19 protein-coding genes are annotated in these 20,068 nt (G+C 66.7%); 7 read left to right on the forward strand and 12 right to left on the reverse strand.

Annotated elements, in window-relative coordinates:
* Positions 1–2 precede the first annotated feature (2 nt).
* Positions 3–1,406, reverse strand: a complete 1,404-nt coding sequence (gene gltX, locus AC1RP5_RS10860; RefSeq protein ID WP_493110653.1) for a glutamate--tRNA ligase — start codon at positions 1,404–1,406, stop codon at positions 3–5.
* An 86-nt stretch (positions 1,407–1,492) separates the two neighbouring features.
* On the opposite strand from gltX, the gene AC1RP5_RS10865 reads away from it, so the two are divergent.
* The 3 genes from AC1RP5_RS10865 to AC1RP5_RS10875 all read left to right on the forward strand — a co-directional run bounded on the left by AC1RP5_RS10865 (position 1,493) and on the right by AC1RP5_RS10875 (position 5,523).
* On the forward strand, positions 1,493–3,622 hold the full coding sequence (locus tag AC1RP5_RS10865) for a ComEC/Rec2 family competence protein (RefSeq protein ID WP_493110654.1): 2,130 nt from the start codon (positions 1,493–1,495) through the stop codon (positions 3,620–3,622).
* A gap of 75 nt (positions 3,623–3,697) precedes the next feature.
* Positions 3,698–4,144 (forward strand): hypothetical protein, encoded by a 447-nt coding sequence (locus tag AC1RP5_RS10870; RefSeq protein ID WP_493110655.1) that lies wholly within the window; start codon positions 3,698–3,700, stop codon positions 4,142–4,144.
* Between the two features lie 110 nt (positions 4,145–4,254).
* Positions 4,255–5,523, forward strand: a complete 1,269-nt coding sequence (locus AC1RP5_RS10875; RefSeq protein WP_493110656.1) for a dipeptidase — start codon at positions 4,255–4,257, stop codon at positions 5,521–5,523.
* A 6-nt stretch (positions 5,524–5,529) separates the two neighbouring features.
* Here AC1RP5_RS10875 and AC1RP5_RS10880 read toward each other — a convergent pair whose 3' ends face one another.
* The 7 genes from AC1RP5_RS10880 to trpD form a co-directional block, all read right to left on the reverse strand.
* Positions 5,530–6,279 (reverse strand): LexA family protein, encoded by a 750-nt coding sequence (locus AC1RP5_RS10880; protein ID WP_493110657.1) that lies wholly within the window; start codon positions 6,277–6,279, stop codon positions 5,530–5,532.
* Positions 6,280–6,344: 65 nt separating this feature from the next.
* Positions 6,345–7,265: a sterol desaturase family protein gene (locus AC1RP5_RS10885; RefSeq protein WP_493110658.1), complete on the reverse strand. Its 921-nt coding sequence runs from the start codon at positions 7,263–7,265 to the stop codon at positions 6,345–6,347.
* 91 nt (positions 7,266–7,356) lie between these two features.
* Complete coding sequence (locus tag AC1RP5_RS10890; protein WP_493110659.1) at positions 7,357–8,409, reverse strand: AraC family transcriptional regulator; 1,053 nt, start codon at positions 8,407–8,409, stop codon at positions 7,357–7,359.
* A 30-nt stretch (positions 8,410–8,439) separates the two neighbouring features.
* Positions 8,440–9,654: a molybdopterin molybdotransferase MoeA gene (locus tag AC1RP5_RS10895; protein WP_493110660.1), complete on the reverse strand. Its 1,215-nt coding sequence runs from the start codon at positions 9,652–9,654 to the stop codon at positions 8,440–8,442.
* Between the two features lie 8 nt (positions 9,655–9,662).
* On the reverse strand, positions 9,663–10,163 hold the full coding sequence (moaC, locus tag AC1RP5_RS10900; RefSeq protein WP_493110661.1) for a cyclic pyranopterin monophosphate synthase MoaC: 501 nt from the start codon (positions 10,161–10,163) through the stop codon (positions 9,663–9,665).
* Positions 10,160–10,960 carry an indole-3-glycerol phosphate synthase TrpC gene (trpC, locus tag AC1RP5_RS10905; RefSeq protein ID WP_493110662.1) on the reverse strand — a complete coding sequence of 267 codons (801 nt, stop codon included), beginning with the start codon at positions 10,958–10,960 and terminating at the stop codon, positions 10,160–10,162. The genes moaC and trpC overlap by 4 nt, the downstream gene beginning before the upstream one ends.
* The gene (trpD, locus tag AC1RP5_RS10910) at positions 10,957–11,970 is read right to left on the reverse strand and encodes an anthranilate phosphoribosyltransferase (protein ID WP_493113343.1); all 1,014 of its coding nucleotides are present in this window, start codon (positions 11,968–11,970) and stop codon (positions 10,957–10,959) included. The genes trpC and trpD overlap by 4 nt, the downstream gene beginning before the upstream one ends.
* Before the next feature lie 71 nt (positions 11,971–12,041).
* On the opposite strand from trpD, the gene AC1RP5_RS10915 reads away from it, so the two are divergent.
* The 4 genes from AC1RP5_RS10915 (at position 12,042) to AC1RP5_RS10930 (ending at position 15,633) form a co-directional block, all read left to right on the forward strand.
* The gene (locus tag AC1RP5_RS10915; RefSeq protein ID WP_493110663.1) at positions 12,042–12,242 is read left to right on the forward strand and encodes a heavy-metal-associated domain-containing protein; all 201 of its coding nucleotides are present in this window, start codon (positions 12,042–12,044) and stop codon (positions 12,240–12,242) included.
* 168 nt (positions 12,243–12,410) lie between these two features.
* Positions 12,411–12,878 (forward strand): MarR family winged helix-turn-helix transcriptional regulator, encoded by a 468-nt coding sequence (locus AC1RP5_RS10920; RefSeq protein ID WP_493110664.1) that lies wholly within the window; start codon positions 12,411–12,413, stop codon positions 12,876–12,878.
* Positions 12,871–14,082, forward strand: coding sequence for an HlyD family secretion protein (locus AC1RP5_RS10925; RefSeq protein ID WP_493110665.1), 1,212 nt, complete (start codon positions 12,871–12,873; stop codon positions 14,080–14,082). The genes AC1RP5_RS10920 and AC1RP5_RS10925 overlap by 8 nt, the downstream gene beginning before the upstream one ends.
* A gap of 18 nt (positions 14,083–14,100) precedes the next feature.
* Complete coding sequence (locus tag AC1RP5_RS10930; RefSeq protein WP_493110666.1) at positions 14,101–15,633, forward strand: DHA2 family efflux MFS transporter permease subunit; 1,533 nt, start codon at positions 14,101–14,103, stop codon at positions 15,631–15,633.
* 3 nt (positions 15,634–15,636) lie between these two features.
* On the opposite strand, the gene AC1RP5_RS10935 is transcribed toward AC1RP5_RS10930, so the two are convergent.
* The 4 genes from AC1RP5_RS10935 to AC1RP5_RS10950 all read right to left on the reverse strand — a co-directional run bounded on the left by AC1RP5_RS10935 (position 15,637) and on the right by AC1RP5_RS10950 (position 20,067).
* A complete protein-coding gene (locus AC1RP5_RS10935) occupies positions 15,637–16,614 on the reverse strand; it encodes a Bug family tripartite tricarboxylate transporter substrate binding protein (protein WP_493110667.1) in 978 nt (325 codons plus the stop codon).
* Between the two features lie 19 nt (positions 16,615–16,633).
* Positions 16,634–17,239 (reverse strand): anthranilate synthase component II, encoded by a 606-nt coding sequence (locus AC1RP5_RS10940; protein ID WP_493110668.1) that lies wholly within the window; start codon positions 17,237–17,239, stop codon positions 16,634–16,636.
* A gap of 87 nt (positions 17,240–17,326) precedes the next feature.
* Entirely contained in the window at positions 17,327–18,313 is a 987-nt protein-coding gene (locus AC1RP5_RS10945) for a hypothetical protein (RefSeq protein WP_493110669.1), read from the reverse strand.
* A gap of 65 nt (positions 18,314–18,378) precedes the next feature.
* Positions 18,379–20,067 (reverse strand): AMP-binding protein, encoded by a 1,689-nt coding sequence (locus AC1RP5_RS10950; protein ID WP_493110670.1) that lies wholly within the window; start codon positions 20,065–20,067, stop codon positions 18,379–18,381.
* Position 20,068: the final 1 nt, after the last annotated feature.

The following is a 20,068-nucleotide window of genomic DNA, read 5'->3' on the forward strand; positions in this document are numbered from 1 at the left end:
GTTCAAGCGGCGGCCGCCAGCAAACGAACCTTGCTCTCGGCAGGCCCCAGCACGGCCAGCACTTCGAAGATGCCAGGCGAGGCGGTCGAGCCCGTCAGCGCAACTCGGAGCGGCTGAGCGACCTGGCCGAGCTTCAGCCCGTTCGCCTCGGCGAACTTGCGCACGGCTTCTTCCAGCGCCTTTTCGCTCCAGTCGCCCGCCTGCGGCTCCAGCGCCGGCGCGAGCTTTGCCATCACGGCACGGGCGTCGGGTGTCAGCAGCGCCCGGGCCTTGTCGTCGGTGATCGGCGGCGCGCCAGCGCGGGCGTAGAAGGCAAGACTGTCCGCAAGTTCGATCAGGGTGCGCGCGCGCTGCTTTATGCCGGACAGGCCGCGCACGATGCGCTCTCGGCCAGCGGCATCGACGGTGCCGAGCTTCTCCTCGATGCGCGGCAGCACCAGCGGCAGCAATTCGGCATCCGGCGTCTCGCGCAGATAGTGCGCGTTGAGGTTGGTGAGCTTGGCCATGTCGAAGCGCGAGGCCGAACGACCGACACCGTCGAGATCGAACCACTCGATCGCCTGCGCCGTCGAGATGATCTCGTCGTCGCCATGCCCCCAGCCGAGACGCAGCAGGTAGTTGCGCAACGCCGCCGGCAGGAAGCCCATGTCGCGATAGGCATCGACGCCCAGTGCGCCGTGACGCTTGCTGAGCTTGGCGCCGTCCGGGCCATGGATCAGCGGGATGTGGGCATAGACCGGCTCGGGCCAGCCCATCGCACGGATGATCTGGAGCTGGCGGAAGGCATTGTTCAGATGGTCGTCGCCGCGGATCACGTGCGTCACGCCCATGTCGTGGTCGTCGACGACGACGGCCAGCATGTAGGTCGGCGTGCCGTCGGCGCGCAGCAGGATCATGTCGTCGAGCTGGGCGTTCTCGACCGTGACCTCGCCCTGGACGGCGTCCTTGATGATCGTCTGGCCGGTCTGCGGCGCCCTGAGGCGCACGACCGGCTTCACGTCGGCGGGAGCTTCCTTCGGGTCGCGGTCGCGCCAGCGTCCGTCGTAGCGCATCGGCTTGCCGGCGGCCTTCTGCTCCGCGCGCATCTCGTCGAGCTCCTGCGGCGAGGCATAGCAGTGATAGGCGTGGCCCTTGGCCAGCATCTCGTGCGCGACCTCGGCATGGCGGGCAGCGCGGGCGAACTGATAGGTGACCTCGCCATCCCACGGCAGACCGAGCCAGGACAGGCCGTCGAGGATCGCGTCGATCGCGGGCTCGGTCGAGCGGGCGCGGTCGGTGTCCTCGATGCGCAGCAGGTACTTGCCGCCGTGATGCTTGGCGAACAGCCAGTTGAACAGGGCGGTACGTGCGCCGCCGATATGGAGGTAGCCGGTCGGCGAGGGGGCGAAGCGGGTTACGACGGTCATCGGCCTGGGAACTTGTGCTCGGTAAGCGCGGGTTTTGCCGCAATTTTGGCGGAAAAGCGCGCCGTAGGTAGGGGAGCGTCCGGGTAGTGTCAAACCCGCGCGCCTGGATTCTACAGCAGCTGGACGCCGAGCGCGGCCGCTGGATGCTATGGCTGCCCGTGGCGCTGGGACTGGGCATTGCGATCTACTTCGAGCTGCCGAGCGAGCCCGCGCTCTGGGTCGGCCCGGCGCTGGCGGCAAGCGCGCTGGGCGTTGCCGTGCTGGCGCCTGCAGGAAGCCTCGCCCGGGCGCTGGCCATCGGCGCGGTCGCGGCCTCCACCGGCTTTGGCCTGGTCGCCTGGCGCACCGCCAGCCTCGCTGCGCCGACCCTCAGCCGCCCGCTCTTCAGCCTCAACGTCGAGGGCAGGGTGGCCGACATCCAGCGCCTGCCCGACGGCGTGCGCGTCGTGCTTGAGGCGGTCCGGCTGCGCGGCAACGGCGTGCCGCCGCCCGAGATGATGCCAGCCAAGGTCCGCGTCACGCTGAGCCGGGGTGCGCCGCCGCTCGTGATCGGCGACCGGCTGCTGGTGCTGGCCAACCTGTCGCCGCCGGCGGGACCGGCGTCGCCCGGCGCCTTCGATTTCCAGCGGGTGGCCTGGTACCAGCAGCTCGGCGCCGTCGGCTATGCGCTGGCGCCTGCGACGGTGATCGAGCCCGGCAAGCCCGACGGTTTCGTGCGCACCCTCGACGCGCTGCGCGCCGACGTGGCCGCCCGCATCATGAAGGTGCTGCCGGGACCGGAAGGCGGCGTGATCGCCTCGCTGCTGGTCGGCGAACAGACCGCCGTCGACAAGGACGTGGCCCAGGCGATGCGCGATTCCGGCCTGGCGCACATCCTGTCGATCTCGGGCCTGCACATCGTGTTCGTGGTCGGGCTGGTAATGGGGCTCGTGCGCTACGGCATCGCGCTGATCCCGCCGCTGGCCCTCCGCATCGACGCCAAGAAGGTGGCCGCCGTGCTCGCGCTGATGGCGGCGCTCTTCTACACCGCGCTCGCCGGCGCGCCGGTACCGGCACAGCGCGCCTGCGCGATGGCGGCCTTCGCGCTGCTCGCAATCCTGCTCGACCGCACGGCACTGTCGTTGCGCCTCGTGGCATGGTCGGCGGTGATCGTGCTCCTGATCGCGCCGGAGTCCCTGACGGGCGCATCGTTCCAGATGTCCTTTGCCGCGGTGGTCGCGCTGATCGCGGGCTGGGAATCCGCGGCGCCGTTGCGCCGGCGCCTGCACGAGCGCGCCGAACTCGCGCGGCATCGCTGGTTGTGGCGTGTCGGGGCCGCGCTCGGCGCCAGCCTGCTGACGACCCTGATCGCCTCGATCGCCACCGGCGCCTTCGCGGCCTATCATTTCAACCGGCTCTCGCTGCTCGGCGTCGTCGCCAACCTTCTGGGCGTGCCGCTGACCGGCTTCTGGATCATGCCATGGGGCCTTCTGGCCATGCTGCTGATGCCGTTCGGGCTGGAAGCGGTCGCGCTGGTGCCGATGGGCTGGGGCGTCGACTGGCTGAACGCCATCGCCTTCCACGTCGCGGCCTGGCCCGAAGCCGCGATGCTCGTGCCGTCGCTGCCCGGCGCCAGCCTGTGGCTTCTCACCGCCGGCGGGCTCTGGCTCTGCCTGTGGCGGCGGCGTTGGCGCTATGCCGGGCTGCCGGTCATCGTCGCCGGGCTGATGCTCGGCCCGCCACCGCCGCCCGACCTGCTGATGAGCGAGGATGGTCGCGTGCTCGGCCTGCGCGACGAGAAGGGCGTGGTCCACGTCGCCTCGGCGCGCACCGACCGGTTCGTCAGCGACTCCTGGGCGCGCCGGCAGGGGCAGGAGGGCGCCAAACGCTGGACCGTGAGCGCCGACCAGCAGGCCTTGGGGCTAGGCTGCAGCACGGGCCTCTGCCGCTGGCGCAAGGGACCCTGGCGCATCGCGATGGTGAGCGACGAGAAACGGCTCGCCGAAGCCTGCGGCTCGGCCGATATCGTGCTCTCCACGGTCGACGCCCAGGCGCGCTGCCGCGGCCCGCGCCTCGTCATCGACCGCCGCGACGCCTGGAAGGACGGCGCACACGCGCTGTGGCTTGACGATCTCGGCGTGCGGCGCGAGACCGCCAATGCCCGGCGCGGCGATCGTCCCTGGGTGCCCAACAGTTCGATGCGCCAGACCGCGCCGGTGAAAGCGCCGGGCGCCTAGAAGTTTCCGTTTGCGGGCATTTTGAAACGCATCTGCTCAATGCTAGTTGTATCGGCAATGAGGGAGGCGAGACGAATGAAGTGGTTTGTGTTGGCGTTGGTCCTGCTGCTCGCGGCGTGCAATTCGGCAGAGCGGATGAGTTATCAGGTCAAGGGTGTCGGGACGGGCTACGACACGATCAAGGAAGACAAGGTTCCCGGCGCCTTCCGCGCCCAAGGCGTTTACGATCCGAAGGACCCGAAGGCCAGCGCCGACGAAGTGAAATGGCGGACGCTCTGGAACGGGCTGCAGAGCGCCCAGAATGCCGGCTATGAATTGGCCACCTACAGCGGCCCCTCAACGGCGATGCTCACGATCACCCGAACGAGTGGCGGATACAGCTCGGTCGATGCCCGCTTTCCCGGTTTCGTCTACATCGTGCGCGGATACAAATCGGCCGATGAGCACCCCGCCAATGCCCAGTCGATCACTGTGTTGATGGAGGAGGCAAATCGCCGGGCGTTCGCCGCCAAGAAGCCGTAACACTCTAGGCTTCGCCCTGCGGTGCCTCGCACCGATCGGGGGATAGAAGCCGTGGCGCACCGACCCTAGGATTCACTTTCCTGAAAAGTGGATCCCCGGAGGATCGCGCCATGGCCGACAAGAGCATCAACCCGTCCCGCCGCCACGCGCTGAAGCTGCTGGGCGCGGGCGCGCTCCTCGCTTCGACGAAGAGCTGGGCGCAGACGCCGGCACCTGCGCTGGCGCCAAAGCTGCTGATGGATGGGCACGTCCACGTCACCAATCGCGTCTATTGGGAGCTGATCGATCCGTGGCAGCCGCAGACCTACGAGGCCGGCTGGGATTACATGCGCGCGCGTGCTGCGGGCGTAAACTGCATCATCGATAACCTCGGCACCTACGGTTACTGGAACTACAACTACACGCCCAAGCAGGCGATGCGCCTGATCGAGACGGCACACCGCTTTGCCGAACAGCACTCCGACAAAATGGCCATTGCGCTCAGCACCGCCGACGCGCGGCGCATCATCGCCAGCGGTCGCATGGCCGTGTTCCTCGGCAGCGAATCGGGCTGGGATCACGAGGGCGATCTCGACGTGCTGCGCGCGCTCTATCGGCTGGGGCTGCGCACCATCCAGTTCGCGAGCCAGAGCGGCTACAACGCCTTCGCCGACAGCGCGCTGGCGCAATCGCAGGGCGGCCAGCCGCCCGATCATTTCCACGGGCTGAACGATCGCGGCCGCGCGCTGGTCGCGGAGATGAACCGGCTCGGCATCCTGATAGACGTCACGCACGGCACCGAGGAGACCCAGAAACAGATTGTCGCCGCGAGCCGCGTGGCCGTCGTCGCCAGTCACGAGACGCTGAAGTCGGTGTCCGGTACCGGCATGTCCGATGAGATGCTGAAGGCGATCGCGACCAAGGGCGGTTTGGTCGGTATCCATGGCGGCGCGGCCGTGGTCGGCAAGCGTTACCGCAAATGGCTGGCGGACAATCCCGAAAAAGCCGCGGCGGCGGCCAAGGCGCTGCCCAACATGCTGGGCTACAAGCCGGACTTCCCGCGGCCGCCGGGCGATCATGGCGAATATATCCAGCGCTTCGACCGCGAGTTCGGCGAGATCTGGCGAGCCCGTGGCGGCTGGAAGGAATTGCCCGAGCTGGAGCCGCTGATCCCGACGGCCGACGAATGGGCCGAGCAGATCGACTATGCGATCAAGCTGGTGGGAGCGGACCACATCGCCATCGGCCTCGACATGGCTGGCGGCCGTAGCGGTGTGCCGAAGGATGCCAGCGGCTATCCCGACATCGTGGCCGCACTCAATCGCATCACCACGCCGGCAAACGTCGCGAAGATCACCGGCGAGAACTGGTTCCGCGTGTTCGATCAGGCCAGGGCCTGATCGGTCTCAGTGATAGCGGCGATAGAGGCCGGCGAGGCGGCCCTGGATCTTCACGCGATCCGGTCCGAAGATCCGTGTCTCGTAGGCGGCATTGGCGGGCTCGAGGGCGATCGACGCGCCCTTCTTGCGCAGCCGCTTCAGCGTGGCTTCGGTGTCGTCGATCAGGGCCACGACGATCTCGCCAGTCTCGGCGGTGTCGGAGCTCTTGATGATCGCGATATCGCCGTTCTGGATACCGGCCTCGATCATCGAATCGCCCTGGACCTCGAGGCAGTAGTGCGCGCCCGACCCCAGCAGGGAGACGGGGACGTCGACGGTCGTCGAATTGTCGCGCAGCGCCTCGATCGGCGTACCGGCGGCGATCCGGCCATAGAGGGGAAGGCTGAGCGCCTGCGCTTCGTTGGCGGCCTGGATGGCGCCGGCCAGCGGCACGCGGTCGGCGCGTACGATCTGCGGCACGAAGCCTTCGCGGCCTTCGGAGAAACCGGCGCGGCGGGCGTCGGCGAGAAGAGGGGTCACGTTCGGCGCCGGCAGGGCGGCGCTGTCGGGCAGCTTCACGACCTGCAGCGCGCGTGCGCGATGGGGCAGGCGGCGCAGGAAACCACGCTCTTCGAGGCCGGTGATCAGGCGATGAATGCCTGACTTGGACTTCAGCCGCAGCGCTTCCTTCATCTCGTCGAAGGAGGGCGACACGCCGTCGTCGTTCAGCCGCTTGTTGATGAACAGGAGCAGTTCGTTTTGCTTGCGGGTTAGCACCGTCTTCTCCCCAGAACGCCTACCGGATTTAGGAACAAATCCTGAAACCCGACACATGTTCTAGTTTAGTTCCGCCAAAAGGTCAACTTATCCCGAGGCGAACGGGGATCAGTGCCCGTCTGAGAGGCTCGTCCCGCCGCCAATTTGCATGCAGCAGGCCGCCAGTCGGGAGGTCCAAACAGGTAACCAAGAGCATCACGCCAGGAACGGGCGCCACGCAGGTCGTCGAGCAGGTTGAACCACTCGTGGAAGGCAATCCGTATCGGGTTATGAGAAATCAGGGGCTTCACCAGCCCATAGCGGCAGGGCAGATCGGCCCGCTCGATGACGAAGGTGCCGAAGAGCCGGTCGAAGATGATCAGCACGCCGCCATAATTGGCGTCGATGTATTCGCTGTTCGAGGCGTGGTGGACGCGGTGGTGGGAGGGCGTGTTGAGCACGTATTCCAGCCACCCGAGCTTCGGCACCCATTCGGTGTGCAGCCAGAACTGGTAGAGGAGATTGAGCGCCAGCGCCGCGAACACCGCCGGCGGGGCGAAGCCCAGCCAGATCATCGGCACGAAGAAGATGGCATTGCCGGCAAGCCTGCCGGTCCAGCCGAAGCGATAGGCGATACCCAGGTTGAACTCGCTGGGCGAGTGATGCACCGCGTGCGTCGCCCAGAACCAGCGCACCCGATGCGCCGCGCGATGGAACCAGTAGTAGGCGAACTCCTGCCCGAGAAAGAGCAGGGCGAAGCTGGCGAAGCCGTTCAGTTCGACTGTCGCCAGCCGATTCTTCCAGGCGAATCCGATCAGAGGGCCGACGATGCTGATGCCCACGAATGCATAGACGACATACTCCCGCACGAGCACATCGGTGAGCGACGCCGCAAAGGATCGCCAGTCATAGGGGCGTCGGGCGACGAAGGTCAGAACAAGGCCTTCGAGGGTCGCCAGGGCAATCACCACGGGCAACGACCAGGTGAGAACGGTGGACAGGTTCACAGGTGATCCTTCCTGGAGGGAAATGCCTGCTCAAATTGCGTCGCGCTCTCTCTCGGGTCTCGCCGATTTCGGTGATGCGCTGGCCGATTCCTTAAATTGGCCTGTCCGTTCGGGATTCGGCCTGCTTGCGGAAGGCCGTCGGCGTCATGCCGGTATGCGCCTTGAAGGCCCGGTTGAACGGTCCGATCGACTGAAAGCCCGAATCGAGGGCAATGGTCAGGATGGGCACCTCGGCCTGCGCGGGATCGGCCAGCGCAGTCATCGCTTCAGCCAGTCTGTAGCCGTTCACGAAGCTGCTGAAGTTGCGATGACCGAGTCGCTGGTTGATCAGCCGACGCAGCCGGTATTCCGGCGCCCCCAGGAGAGAGACCAGCATGTCCATGCCGAACCCTTCCTGACGATAGGCCTTCTCCTTTTCCATGAGATGGCGCAACCCGGCCATCAGGGCCTCTTCCTGGTCATCGACGGCGCCTGCGGGGATAGCGGCATCTTCGCGGGGCGAAAGTTCAGCTGGAACAGGCGCGGCCTCGAGCAGGGAACGGCTCGCCCGCAGCCCGACCAGAGCAAAGGCGACGGCGAGTGCCGCCAGCACCGACGCCTCGACGATACGGCTGGTCGGATCGAGGGGCTGACCTCTGCCCAGCATGTTCATCAGCAGCACGCCGCCTGCGTAGAGCACCGCCAGGATCACCAGCACCGGACGCAGACGGCGACGCCTCTCCACCAGGTCGTCGCGCAGGCCCGCCAGCACGCGCCAGGCCGTCAGGAAGACGAACGACAGGCCAATCACATCTTCCGCCGTGCCCATCCACGGCCGCCATTGGTAGATGCCCAGAGCTCCAACGACCGGCAGAAGCGCCCATGCGACCGCGTCGCGCCACGACAGTCGAAAATCGTCGACGAATTGAGCGCCCGCCCAGATCCACAGCAGCGCGGGCGTACCCATCGCCATCAGCATGATCGGCCAGAGCCAGGGAGAACGGGCACCGGCAACCGACACGACAGCGGCGGCGGCCACGCTGAGCGCCAGGAGGCTGCCCAGTGGCCCCGTCGTCATGTGCCGGCGATCGCGTAACAGCAAAAGGCCCGTCAGCAGCAGGATCGCCGCCGTTCCGCTCTTGAGGACGAGTTCGATGGGCGGCATCAGCGTATTCGCCCCTCCGAGCCGCCGGCGTCAGTAGCCGCCGGGCAAGCCCTGCAGATCGACGACCTGCACGGTGTCTCCCGCCTTGCGCGCGGGATCGTGGGCGGGGCGGATCATCAGCCCGTTGCAGGCCGCCAGCACCGACAGCATCGAACTGTCCTGCACCGGATGCGGATCGACCGTGAGTGACCCGTCGGCGGCACGGGCGAGACGCGAGCGGACATAGTCCTCGCGCTGGTCGTTCGCCTTCACGTCGACGGCGAGGCGGGCCGGCACGGTCCGCACGAGAGCACCCGACTGACCCAGCATCCGCTCCAGCGCGGGCTTCATGAAGAGGAGCGAGCAGACCATTGTCGAGACGGGATTGCCCGGCAGGCCGAGCACGCGCGCGCGATCCCTGGCCGCGAACATCAGCGGCTTGCCGGGGCGCATGGCGATCTTCCAGAAATCCATGTCGAAGCCCTGGGCCTTCAGTGCACCCTGCACGAGATCGTGGTCGCCCACGGAGGCGCCACCCAGGGTGATGAGCAGGTCGTGCTGTGCGCCGGCGGCGATGCAGCTCTCGATCAGCTTCGCATCGTCGCGCGCGATGTCGAACAGGGTGGGCTCGCCACCCCAGCCGCGAATGAGCGCCGCGACCGCAATGCCCGATGAGGAGACGATCTGGTTCCGCCCGACCGGTTCGCCTGGCATGACGAGTTCGTCGCCGGTCGAGAGGATGGCAACCCGCGGCTTGCGATAGACCGAAAGCCACGGATGGTTCATCGCGGCGGCCAGGGCGACGTCGCGGGTGGTGAGCGTGCGGCCCACCTCGAGCGGCATGTCGCCCACGGAAAAGTCGAGGCCAGCCTTGCGGACGTGCCGACCGAGCCGCGGCGCTTCGAGGATCGTGATCTTCGCGCCATCGGCCTTGGTGTCTTCCTGGATCACGATCGAATCGGCGCCCATCGGCAACGGGCCGCCGGTGAAGATGCGCACGGCCTCACCGGGCTTCAGCGCGTGATCGTAGGAGCCGCCGGCCGGCGCCTGGCCCACGAGTGTCAGGGTCGTCGGCGCGGCGGGCACATCCTCCGCGCGCACGGCATAGCCGTCCATCGCCGAGAGATCCGACGGCGGTTGCGTCAGTCGCGCCTTGGGCGAGACGGCGAGCACGCGACCAGCCGCCTCCGCGACGGAGACGGTCTCAGAGGGAAGCGGCTCGAACGCCGCGATCACGCGGGCGTGGGCATCACGAACCGAAAGCATTCCTGGCTTCATCGTGCTTCCCATGTCCCCGACTTGCCGCCGGACTTGTGGAGGAGCTTCACCTCGGAGATCACCATGCCGCGATCGACCGCCTTGCACATGTCGTAGACGGTGAGGGCGGCGACGGAGGCGGCGGTCAACGCTTCCATCTCGACGCCGGTCTTGCCCTTCAGCTTGCAGGTCGCCTCGATGTCGACCGCCTTGCGCTTAGGATCCAGCGACAGCTTCACGTCGACCGAGGACAGCGACAGCGGATGGCAGAGCGGGATCAGGTCGGGCGTCTTCTTCGCCGCCATGATGCCGGCGAGCTGCGCCACCGCGAGCACGTCGCCCTTCTTGGCCTTCTTGTCGCGGATCAGTTTTAGCGTCGCGGCCTGCATGGTGACGCTCGCGCGGGCGACGGCGACACGTTCGGTAATCTCCTTGCCGCCGACATCGACCATGCGGGCATTGCCGCCCTCGTCGAAATGAGTGAGCGCGGCCGCTTGCTTCTTGCCGGCTCGCTTCATGCCGCCTCGCGCACCAGGATCTCGCGCACCGCCGCTTCGACGTCGGGCTTGCGCATGAAACTCTCGCCGATCAGGAACGCCGAGGCGCCGACCTTGGCCATGCGCGCTAGATCGGCCGGGGAGCCGAGGCCGCTCTCGGCCACCAGCACGCGGTCCTTCGGCACCATCGGCGCCAGCTTCTCGGTCGTGGCGAGATCGACAGCCAGCGTCTTGAGGTTGCGATTGTTCACACCGAACAGGTCGGCATCGATCTTCAGGGCGCGCTGCAACTCCTCGGCGTCGTGCACCTCGACCAGCACGTCCATGCCCCAGTCGTGCGCCAGCTTCGCCAGTTCGGCGGCCAGCGCATCGTCGAGACAGGCCATGATCAGCAGGATGCAGTCGGCGCCCAGCGCGCGCGCTTCCGGCACCTGGTAGGGATCGATCATGAAATCCTTGCGCAGCGCCGGCAGCTTCACCGCCGAACGGGCCTGCACCAGGAACTCGTCCTTGCCCTCGAAGTAGGGCTCGTCGGTCAGGATCGAGAGACAGGTCGCGCCACCGCGCTCATAGGCGCGGGCGAGGGAGGGCGGGTCGAAGTCGGGACGGATCAGGCCCTTGCTGGGCGACGCCTTCTTGATCTCCGCGATCAGCCCGTATCGGCCGTCGGCGATAGTGGCCTTCAGCGCCTTCGCGAAACCGCGCGGCTTGTCGGCCGAGCGGGCGAGGGCTTCTACGTCCGCCAGCGAGCGGCGCGCCTTGCACGCGGCCACATGGACCTTCTTGTCCGCGACGATCTTGTCGAGCGTGTCGCTCATGCGCAAATCCTCTTCAACGTCGCCAGCGCTTCCTTTGCCTTGCCGCTGTCGATCGACTGGGCGGCCATGGCGGCGCCTTCCTTCAAATCCTTTGCCTTGCCCGCGACCATGAGCGCGGCGGCACTGTTCAGCAGCACGATATCGCGGAAGGCGTTCTTCTCGCCGCCCAGCAGCGCGTGGATCGCCTCGGCATTGTGCGCCGCGTCGCCGCCCTTCAGCTGGTCGAGCGTGGCGCGCTTCACGCCAATCTCCTCGGGCGCGATCTCGATCTCGGTCACCTTGCCGTTCTCGAGCGAGGCGGCCCAGCTCGCGGTCGTCGTGGTGAGCTCGTCCATGCCGTCCTGGCCGTTCACGACCAGGGCGCGCTCGAGACCGAGCTGGCCCAGCGCCTCGGCGACCGGCCGCAGCCAGCGGCGGTCGAACACACCCACCAGCTGACGCTTCACCAGTGCAGGGTTCGACATGGGGCCGAGCAAGTTGAAGATGGTGCGCGAGGGCGCGAGCTCCACACGAGGACCGGCCACGTTGCGCATGGCGCTGTGATGGCGCGGCGCCATCAGGAAGCAGACCTTGGCCTCGACCAGCGCCTGCTCCAACGCCTCGATCGGCACTTCCATGCCGATTCCCAAGGCGGACAGCACGTCGGCCGCGCCGGATTTGGAGGTGAAGGCGCGGTTGCCGTGCTTGGCCACCGGGACGCCGGCACCTGCCACGACGAAGGCCGAGCAGGAGGAGACGTTGTAGGTGCCGTGATGGTCGCCGCCGGTGCCCACGATGTCGATCGTGCCCTCGGGCGCTTTCACGCGCAGGACTTTGGCTCGCAGCGCGCGAGATCCGCCGGCCAGTTCCTCGGCCGTCTCGCCGCGGACCTTCAGGCCCATCAGGAACGCGCCCATCTGGGCCGGAGTGGCGTCGCCCGAGGTCATGATCCCGAAGGCCCGCTCGGCCTCGTCGATCCCGAGGGTCTCGCCGTTGCCCACCTTGGCCAGAAGGCCACGAAAATCGTCGATGTCGCCGCTCACCAGAACCCCGTACTTTTTGCCTCTTGCCGGTTCGGCCGGCGGGCGCGAAGCTATATCACATGGCTCAAGAACTCATCCTCAAGGTCACCGGCATGGATTGCGACGGCTGCGTAAAGGCCGTCACCCGTGCCGCCACCGGCGCGGGCACCGCGCCTCTCTCCGTCGATCTCAAGAGCGGGGAGATGCGTCTCCCGGCCGAGGCCGACGTCCCGGCGATCACCAAGGCGATCCAGCGCGCGGGCTTCGGCGTCGCGCCCTGAGCGACCGGAAACAGGCTATTCAACCGCCACCTGCGGCCGATTTCGCATGAGGAATCGGCCGTAATAGGTTGATTGAACACGCTTTCTTCAAAATCCGGATCAAACCCCATGGCATCTCTTGTCAAATTAATAAGCTAGCTTATCTTAAGCTAACCTAGGAAAGAGCCCATGGAACTTCCCGAACGAAATCTCGGCTTCCTGTTGCACGACGTGGCCCGGCTGATGCGCAAGCGCTTCGAACAGAATGCGCGGGGCCTCGGCCTGACGCGCTCCCAGTGTCAGGTGCTCGCGCATCTCGCGCGCAACGAAGGCATCCAGCAGAGCGGCCTGGCCGACATCCTCGAAGTCGAGCCGATCACGCTGACGCGGCTGCTCGACCGGCTGGAGGAGGCGGGCCTCGTCGAGCGCCGTGCCCATCCGACCGACCGGCGCATCCGCCAGCTTCACCTGACCGCCAAGGCGCATCCGTTGATCGCCGACATTTTCACGATCGGAGCCGCGACCCGGGGCGAGGCGTTGGAGGGCGTGGCCGAGGAAGACCGCGACCGGCTGTTCGGCGTGCTGAGCAGCATGAAGGCGAATTTGCTGGCCAAGGCGACCGTGCCGGCCAGCGAGAGGAGTGTGAGTAATGGCTAACCGGAGTATTTTCCGTCGCAGTGAATTGGCCGACGAAGTCGAAGCGCCCGCGACTCCTCAAGTGGGCCCACAGCTCGTTCCCGCCGACGCCGATCAGGCCGCGGCCGAAAAGCTGCTGCAGCGCTTCGAGGTCTCCGCGCCGCCCAAGGCGAAGCTGAAGCCGCGACGCAAGCCCGGCAACCTGCGCCGCATCCTGCTCATTCTCGGACCCGCCGTCGTCCTGGCCGGCAGCCTGTTCGCCTACATGACGGGCGGCCGATACGTCTCGACCGACAATGCCTATGTCCATGCCGGTAAGCTGACCGTGGCAACCGACGTGTCGGGCATCGTGGCCAATGTCGCGGTGCGCGAGAGCCAGGTGGTCGAGAAGGGGCAGGTCCTGTTCACCCTCGATCAGGAGCCGTTCAAGATCGCGCTCGCAGGCGCCGAGGCCAATCTCGGCGCGGTCCGCAACCAGATCGTGACGCAGCAGGCGACCTATCGCCAGAAGCTCGCGCAGATCGAGCAGGCCAAGACCGATATCGGCTTCTACGAGACGACAGCGCAGCGCCAGCAGGACCTGCTGAAGCGCGGCGTCGCGGCCCAGGCGACTTTCGACCAGGCCAAGCGCGACCTCGACACGGCGCGCGAGCGGCTGCTCGTGGCGCAGCACGATGCCGAAGCGGCGTTGGCGCAGCTCGGCGGCAAGGCCGATGCGCCGATCGAGCAGAACGCGAACTATCTCGCCGCGCAGGCGCAGGTCGACAAGGCGCGCCGCGATCTCACACGCACGACCGTGCTGGCGCCAATCCCCGGCATCGTGACCAACGTCGATGCGCTGCAAGTCGGCGAATATCTGCCGGCGGCGCAGGCGGCGTTCAGCCTCGTCTCGACGGCCGACGTATGGGTCGAGGCGAACCCCAAGGAGTCCGATCTCACCAACCTCCACCCCGGCGACAAGGCGACGGTGTCGATCGACGCCTATCCCGGCCGCGAATGGAAGGCGACGGTGACCAGTCTCGCCCCGGCGACGGGTGCGGAGTTCTCGGTGCTGCCGGCGCAAAACGCCACTGGCAACTGGGTGAAGGTCGTGCAGAGGGTGCCGATCCGCCTCAAGGTCGAGATGCCCGAAGGCGCGCCGCCGCTGCGCACCGGCATGAGCGCCTACGTCGAGATCGACACCGGCCATCAACGCCAGCTTGCCGACCTGTTCAGCGGACTCTGATCCGCTGGGCCTCCAGCCATGAGTAACGCCACCTCCAAACCTCTCCCGCAGCACATCGTCCCGCTGACGCTCTGCGTCATGCTCGCGACGATCATGCAGGCGCTGGACACGACCATCGCCAACGTGGCGCTGCCCTACATGCAGGGCTCGCTATCGGCGACGACCGACCAGATCAACTGGGTGCTGACCTCGTACATCGTGGCCGCCGCCATCGCGACGCCGGTCACCGGCTTCCTCGAGGCGCGCCTGGGTCGCAAGAGGCTGTTCCAGATTGCCGTCGCGGGCTTCACGGGCGCCTCGGTTCTGTGCGGCCTCGCGGTGTCGTTGCCGGAGATGGTGTTGTTCCGCCTGATGCAGGGCCTGTTCGGCGCTTCATTGGTGCCGCTGTCGCAGGCGGTGCTGCTCGATTCCTATCCGAAGGAGAGGCACGGCTCGGCGATGGCACTGTGGGGCATGGGCGTCATGGTGGGCCCGATCCTGGGTCCGACGCTCGGCGGCTGGCTGACCGACGTCTACAACTGGCGCTGGGTCTTCTACATCAATGTGCCGATCGGCGTGATCACCTTCCTCGGCCTCTCCGCCTATCTGGAGGAGACGAAGACCCGCCGCGATTCGTTCGACTGGTTCGGCTTCGCGATGCTCAGCATCGCCATCGGCTCGTTCCAGATGATGCTCGACCGCGGCGAGCAGATCGACTGGTTCTCCTCGACCGAGATCGTGATCGAGACCGTGCTGGCCGCGCTCGCCTTCTACCTGTTCCTCGTCCAGACCTTCACCGTGAAGCAGCCCTTCATCGATCCCAGCATCTTCAAGGACCGCAATTTCTCGGTCGGCCTCTGCTTCATCTTCGTGGTCGGCATCATCCTGCTGGCCTCGCTGGCGCTGATCACGCCCTACCTGCAGAACCTGATGGGCTATCCGGTGGTGACCGCCGGCCTCATCCTGGCGCCGCGCGGCATGGGCACGATGGTGGCCATGATGGTCGTCGGCCGCATCATCAACCGCGTCGATCCGCGCATCCTGCTGGCCGCCGGCCTGCTGATCACCGCCGAGGTGCTGTGGGAGATGACGGGCTTCACGCCCAACGTCTCGGAATGGACCTTGATCCGCACCGGCGTGATGCAGGGTATGGGCCTCGGCTTCATGTTCGTGCCGCTCTCGACCATCACCTTCGCAACTCTGCCGGGCCGCCTGCGCACCCAGGGCACCGCGCTCTACAGCCTGATGCGCAACATCGGCTCGAGCATCGGCATCTCGATGGTGATCTTCCTGCTGACGCGCAACACCCAACTCGTGCACGCTGAACTGGCCGGCCACGTGACGCCGTTCAACGATGCGCTGGGGCAGGCGGGGGCCGCGCAGTTCTGGAACATGGCCACGACCGTCGGCCGCGCGGCGCTCAACGCCGAGGTGACCAAGCAGGCCGCCGTCATTGCCTACGCCAACGACTTCAAGCTGATGATGCTGGTGGCGCTGCTGGCCCTGCCGCTGATCCTGCTGCTGCGCAAGGCCAAGGCGCAGGGTGGTGCCGCGCACGCCGTGCTGGAATAGGCGCTATTCGATCTTCACGCCGGCATCGTTGATGATCTTGCGCCACTTGGTGTTCTCGATGGCGATATAGGCCTCGAATTCCTGGCGCGATTCCTTGGCCGGCACGAAGGACAGGCCTTTCATCTTCTCCAGCACCTCGGGATCCTTGAGGATGCGCATGACCTCGGCGCTGATCTTGTCGAGGATCGGCTCGGGCGTCTTGGCGGGCGCCGACAAGCCAATCCAGCCGACGGCGACGACGCCGTAAATGCCTTGTTCCGCGACCGTCGGCAGATCGGGCAGGAAGGGCGAGCGGCGCTCATCGGCAATGCCGATGGCCTTCACCTTGCCAGACTTCACTGGGCCGACCGCACCAGGCACGGCGTCGGACAGGAGCTGGATGTCGCCACTCTGCAGCGCGAGCTGCGCCTCGGCATTGCCCTTGAACGGCACGTGCGTGAGCTTGATGCCAGCCGCGCTTTTCAGCATCTCGACCGCGAGATGGCTGGCCGAGCCGTTGCCGGAGGAGCCGTAGTTGAGATCAGCGCCGGCCTTCGCCTTGGTGACGAGATCGGGGACCGAGTTGATACCGCTCTTCAGGCTGGTCATCAGCACCTGCGGCGTCAGCCCGATATTGGCGATCGGCGCGAAATCTTTCTGCGGGTCGTAGGGCAGCTTCGGATAGAGCGCCGGGCTGATCCCGTGCGTCGAGATCGTCACCATCAACAAGGTGTAACCGTCGGGCGGTGCCTTGGCCGCGACGTCGGCCCCGATCTGTCCGCCCGCGCCGGGGCGATTCTCGGCGATGACCTGCTGGCCCAGAGCCTTGGTGAGCTGGTCGGCCATCATGCGCGCCAGGATGTCGGTCGCCTGGCCGGCCGGAAACGGCACGATGATGCGGATCGGCTTGGCCGGCCATGCCTGCGCGAAGGCCGTCGACGTTGCGAGCGGCGACGCGGCGGTCGCCGCAAGCGAGAGGACAAGCGTGCGGCGATCGATCATGGCGTTTCCTTTCGGCGGATCAGGCCGCCTTTTTCTTGTTCTGCTGGCTGGGGTGATCCCCGGCGATCTTCAGGAAATTCTCGAGGATCTTGTGGCCGTGCTCCGAGGCGATGCTCTCGGGGTGGAACTGCACGCCGTGGATCGGCAGTGTCTTGTGGCGCAGGCCCATGATGATCTCACCGGTCTCGGCGGTGACTTCCAGATCCTTGGGGAAGTCCTTCCGGTCGACGATCAGCGAATGGTAGCGCGTCGCCTGGAAGGGCGAGGGCACGTCCTCGAAGACGCTCTGGTTCTTGTGGGCGACGCCCGACAGCTTGCCGTGCATCGGCTCCGGGGCGCGGACGACATGCCCGCCGAACACCTGGCCGATCGCCTGGTGGCCGAGGCAGACGCCGAACAGCGGCACCTGTTCCTTCGCCGCCGCGCGGATCAAGTCCATGCAGATACCGGCTTCGTTGGGCGTGCAGGGGCCGGGCGAAAGCACGATGCCGGCTGGCTTCAGCGCCAGCGCCTCGTCGACCGTGATCTGGTCGTTGCGATGCACGACGCAGCGCGCGCCGAGGTCGCCCAGGAAGTGGACGAGGTTGTAGGTGAAGCTATCGTAGTTATCGATCAGGAGAAGCATAGCCGGATAATAGCGGTCCGGCGTGCGTTCTCATAGGCCCCTGGAGCTTCCTGCAGGCCGCGGGCAGCGCCGTCAGCCGACGGTCGTTCACTGTGTGGTGGTCGGCGGTCCCTGGTCGAAGCTCTGGGTGTCCTTGTTCCAGATCAGCGGAACCTGACACGTCTTCGTTGGCGCGGGGGCAACGGCGGCGGAGCCGCGGCATTGGTCGCCGCTGCTTCCCAGCCAGACCGTGCTGCCGCGGATTTCCGCCCCGAGGGCGTAACGCGCAAAGACCTTGCGGGCGTGGCCGTTCGGCAGCCCGATGAAAATCTCGACCATGGCGCCGCCACCACCGCCACCGGTCATTCCGGCACAAGCAATACCGCCGGTATTGATCAGCCAGTCGTCGATGCCGCTGCCCGTTAGCCCGATACGGGTGACGTAGTCACCCACTGGTGGCGGCGTCTTGTTCATCACCTGGCAATTGCTCTGCAGGTTGGAAATCTCCTGCGCGACCTCGGGCGGCATCCCGCCCGGTGCGGGAGGTGCTGCGGGAGCAGCAGGCACCGCCGGCGGCTGCGCCGCGGCTTGTGGCGACGGGGGCGGCGATACGGGTGACGCTGCAGGCGGCGGCGCAGCGCTCGCGGCGTAACCCTGCTGGCACAAGGCGGTCGCATTGATCGCAGCCGCACTGCCGTCGAGAGAAAAGGTCGTATAGACGGCGCCGAGCTGAAGGGTGAGCATGTTTCCCTGGCGCAAGGCGTCGACCAAGCTGGTGTCCGGCAGCGGCGTCGAGAACGTCGTGGGACTCGATGTACGAAGCACGAGCGGATAGGGCACGCGATCGATGAACAGCGTCACGGTGACGTCCTGCCCCACGGCGAACTGCCAGCTGGTATTGGTAAAGCCGATCTGCCAGTTGCCCGATGCGGCCTGGCCGATATGCACCAGGGCGCCGCCGCCGTCGCGGGTCGCGTCGCAATAGGCGAACTTGCCGCTGGCGTCGTTGTCCGCCTGTACGATCCAGCTCCCCAATATCTGAACGGATCCGGGAATGGGCGCGGCGTTCGCGGCCCATCCGATCAGCGCCAGCACAGCGGCACTCAGCCCGATCCGTCCAAACATCCTGGCCCCTCTCGCAGTAGCCTCCACACCCGATCCTACTTCGCCAACTCCGGGAAATCCTCTTCACGGAATTCGCCGGCGCCGCGCTGGTTTTCGGCGGCGCGCTTTTCCTCGTCACGGCGCAGTTCGACCCGACGGATCTTGCCGGAAATGGTTTTCGGCAGCTCGGCGAACTCCAGTCGGCGGACGCGCTTGAAGGGGGCCAGCCGGCCACGCAGAAGCTGGAAGATCGACAGCGCCGTGGCGCGATCCGGTTTGCCGCTGGCGGTCAGTGTTATGTAGGCCTTCGGCACGGCCAGACGCATCGCGTCGGGCGCCGGCACGACGGCGGCTTCAGCGACCGCGGGATGCTCGATCAGTACGCTTTCCAGCTCGAACGGGCTGATCCGGTAGTCCGACGCTTTGAACACATCATCGGCACGGCCGACGTAGGTCAGGTAGCCGTCGGCATCACGCGAGGCGACGTCGCCAGTGCGATAGACCGCGCCGGTCAGCGGCGTGATCGAGCCGTCATCCTGTTGGTAGCCCTGCATCAGGGCGGCGGGACGGTGCGCGAGATCGATGCAGATCTCGCCTTCCTCGGCGTCCTTGTCGTCGGCATCGAGCAGGCGGATTTTGTAGCCGGGCAGGGGACGCCCCATCGAGCCGGGCTTGATCGGCTGGCCGGGCGGATTGCCGACCTGCGTCGTGGTCTCGGTCTGGCCGTAGAAGTCACGGATCGTGAGGCCCCAGGCCTTCTCGACCTGCTCGATTACCTCCGGGTTCAGCGGCTCGCCGGCGGCCAGCACCTCGCGCAGCGAGGTCTTGCACGACTTCAGGTCTTCCTGGATCAGCATGCGCCACACGGTCGGCGGGGCGCAGAGCGTCGTCACGTTGTTGGCGACGACTGCGTCCAGCAGATAGCGCGCATTGAAGCGCGGCTGGTTGGCGATGAAGATCGTGGCGCCCGCGATCCACGGCGCGAAGAAGCAGCTCCACGCATGCTTGGCCCAGCCCGGCGAGGAGATGTTGAGATGCACGTCGCCGGGCTTGAGGCCCAGCACGAAGATCGAGCTGAGATGGCCCACCGGATAGCTGCGATGGGAATGCAGCACGAGCTTGGGCTTCGCCGTGGTGCCCGACGTGAAATAGAGCAGCATCGGATCGTCGGCCTGCGTGGGGCCGTCCGGCGTGAACTCAGCCGGATGATCGAGCAGCTTCGCGTAAGCATGCCAGCCGGCCGGCGCATCGCCCACGACGATTCGCGTCAGGTTCTTGTCGAAGCCCTCGAACTTGGCGGCCTCGCCAGCGGCGGCCACGACATGACGCGCGCGGCCACGCTCGAAACGGTCGGCGAGATCGACCGGCGTCAGGAGGGTCGTGGCGGGAATGACGACGGCGCCCAGCTTCATGGCGGCCAGCATCACTTCCCAGAGCGGCGCCACGTTGCCCAGCATCAGCAGCATGCGGTCGCCACGCTTGACACCCAGTGCCCGCAGTCCGTTGGCGACACGGTTGGAGCGTTCCGACAGCTCTGCGAAGGTGAGGCTCGCGGCGCCATCGCCGACGATCGTCAGCGCGGGCTGGTGGGCGAGTGGCCCGCGCGCCAGTTCGGCGTCGAACCAGTCGAGCGCCCAGTTGAAGCGATCCATCTCGGGCCAGCGGAAGTCGCGATAGGCTTTCTCGTAGTCGCCGCGGCTGGCCAGCAGGAATTCACGCGCCGCTTTGTACGCCTCAACCGTCATC

This window comes from Reyranella sp. GW821-FHT12G01, from assembly GCF_058806575.1.

Coding starts and splice junctions, on each gene's coding strand:
- gltX (WP_493110653.1), bottom strand. CDS start 1,406: ATGACCGTCGTAACCCGCTTCGCCCCCTCGCCGACCGGCTACCTCCAT.
- AC1RP5_RS10870 (WP_493110655.1), top strand. CDS start 3,698: ATGAAGTGGTTTGTGTTGGCGTTGGTCCTGCTGCTCGCGGCGTGCAAT.
- AC1RP5_RS10875 (WP_493110656.1), top strand. CDS start 4,255: ATGGCCGACAAGAGCATCAACCCGTCCCGCCGCCACGCGCTGAAGCTG.
- AC1RP5_RS10890 (WP_493110659.1), bottom strand. CDS start 8,409: ATGCCGCCCATCGAACTCGTCCTCAAGAGCGGAACGGCGGCGATCCTG.
- AC1RP5_RS10895 (WP_493110660.1), bottom strand. CDS start 9,654: ATGCTTTCGGTTCGTGATGCCCACGCCCGCGTGATCGCGGCGTTCGAG.
- moaC (WP_493110661.1), bottom strand. CDS start 10,163: ATGAAGCGAGCCGGCAAGAAGCAAGCGGCCGCGCTCACTCATTTCGAC.
- trpC (WP_493110662.1), bottom strand. CDS start 10,960: ATGAGCGACACGCTCGACAAGATCGTCGCGGACAAGAAGGTCCATGTG.
- AC1RP5_RS10915 (WP_493110663.1), top strand. CDS start 12,042: ATGGCTCAAGAACTCATCCTCAAGGTCACCGGCATGGATTGCGACGGC.
- AC1RP5_RS10920 (WP_493110664.1), top strand. CDS start 12,411: ATGGAACTTCCCGAACGAAATCTCGGCTTCCTGTTGCACGACGTGGCC.
- AC1RP5_RS10925 (WP_493110665.1), top strand. CDS start 12,871: ATGGCTAACCGGAGTATTTTCCGTCGCAGTGAATTGGCCGACGAAGTC.
- AC1RP5_RS10930 (WP_493110666.1), top strand. CDS start 14,101: ATGAGTAACGCCACCTCCAAACCTCTCCCGCAGCACATCGTCCCGCTG.
- AC1RP5_RS10935 (WP_493110667.1), bottom strand. CDS start 16,614: ATGATCGATCGCCGCACGCTTGTCCTCTCGCTTGCGGCGACCGCCGCG.
- AC1RP5_RS10940 (WP_493110668.1), bottom strand. CDS start 17,239: ATGCTTCTCCTGATCGATAACTACGATAGCTTCACCTACAACCTCGTC.
- AC1RP5_RS10950 (WP_493110670.1), bottom strand. CDS start 20,067: ATGACGGTTGAGGCGTACAAAGCGGCGCGTGAATTCCTGCTGGCCAGC.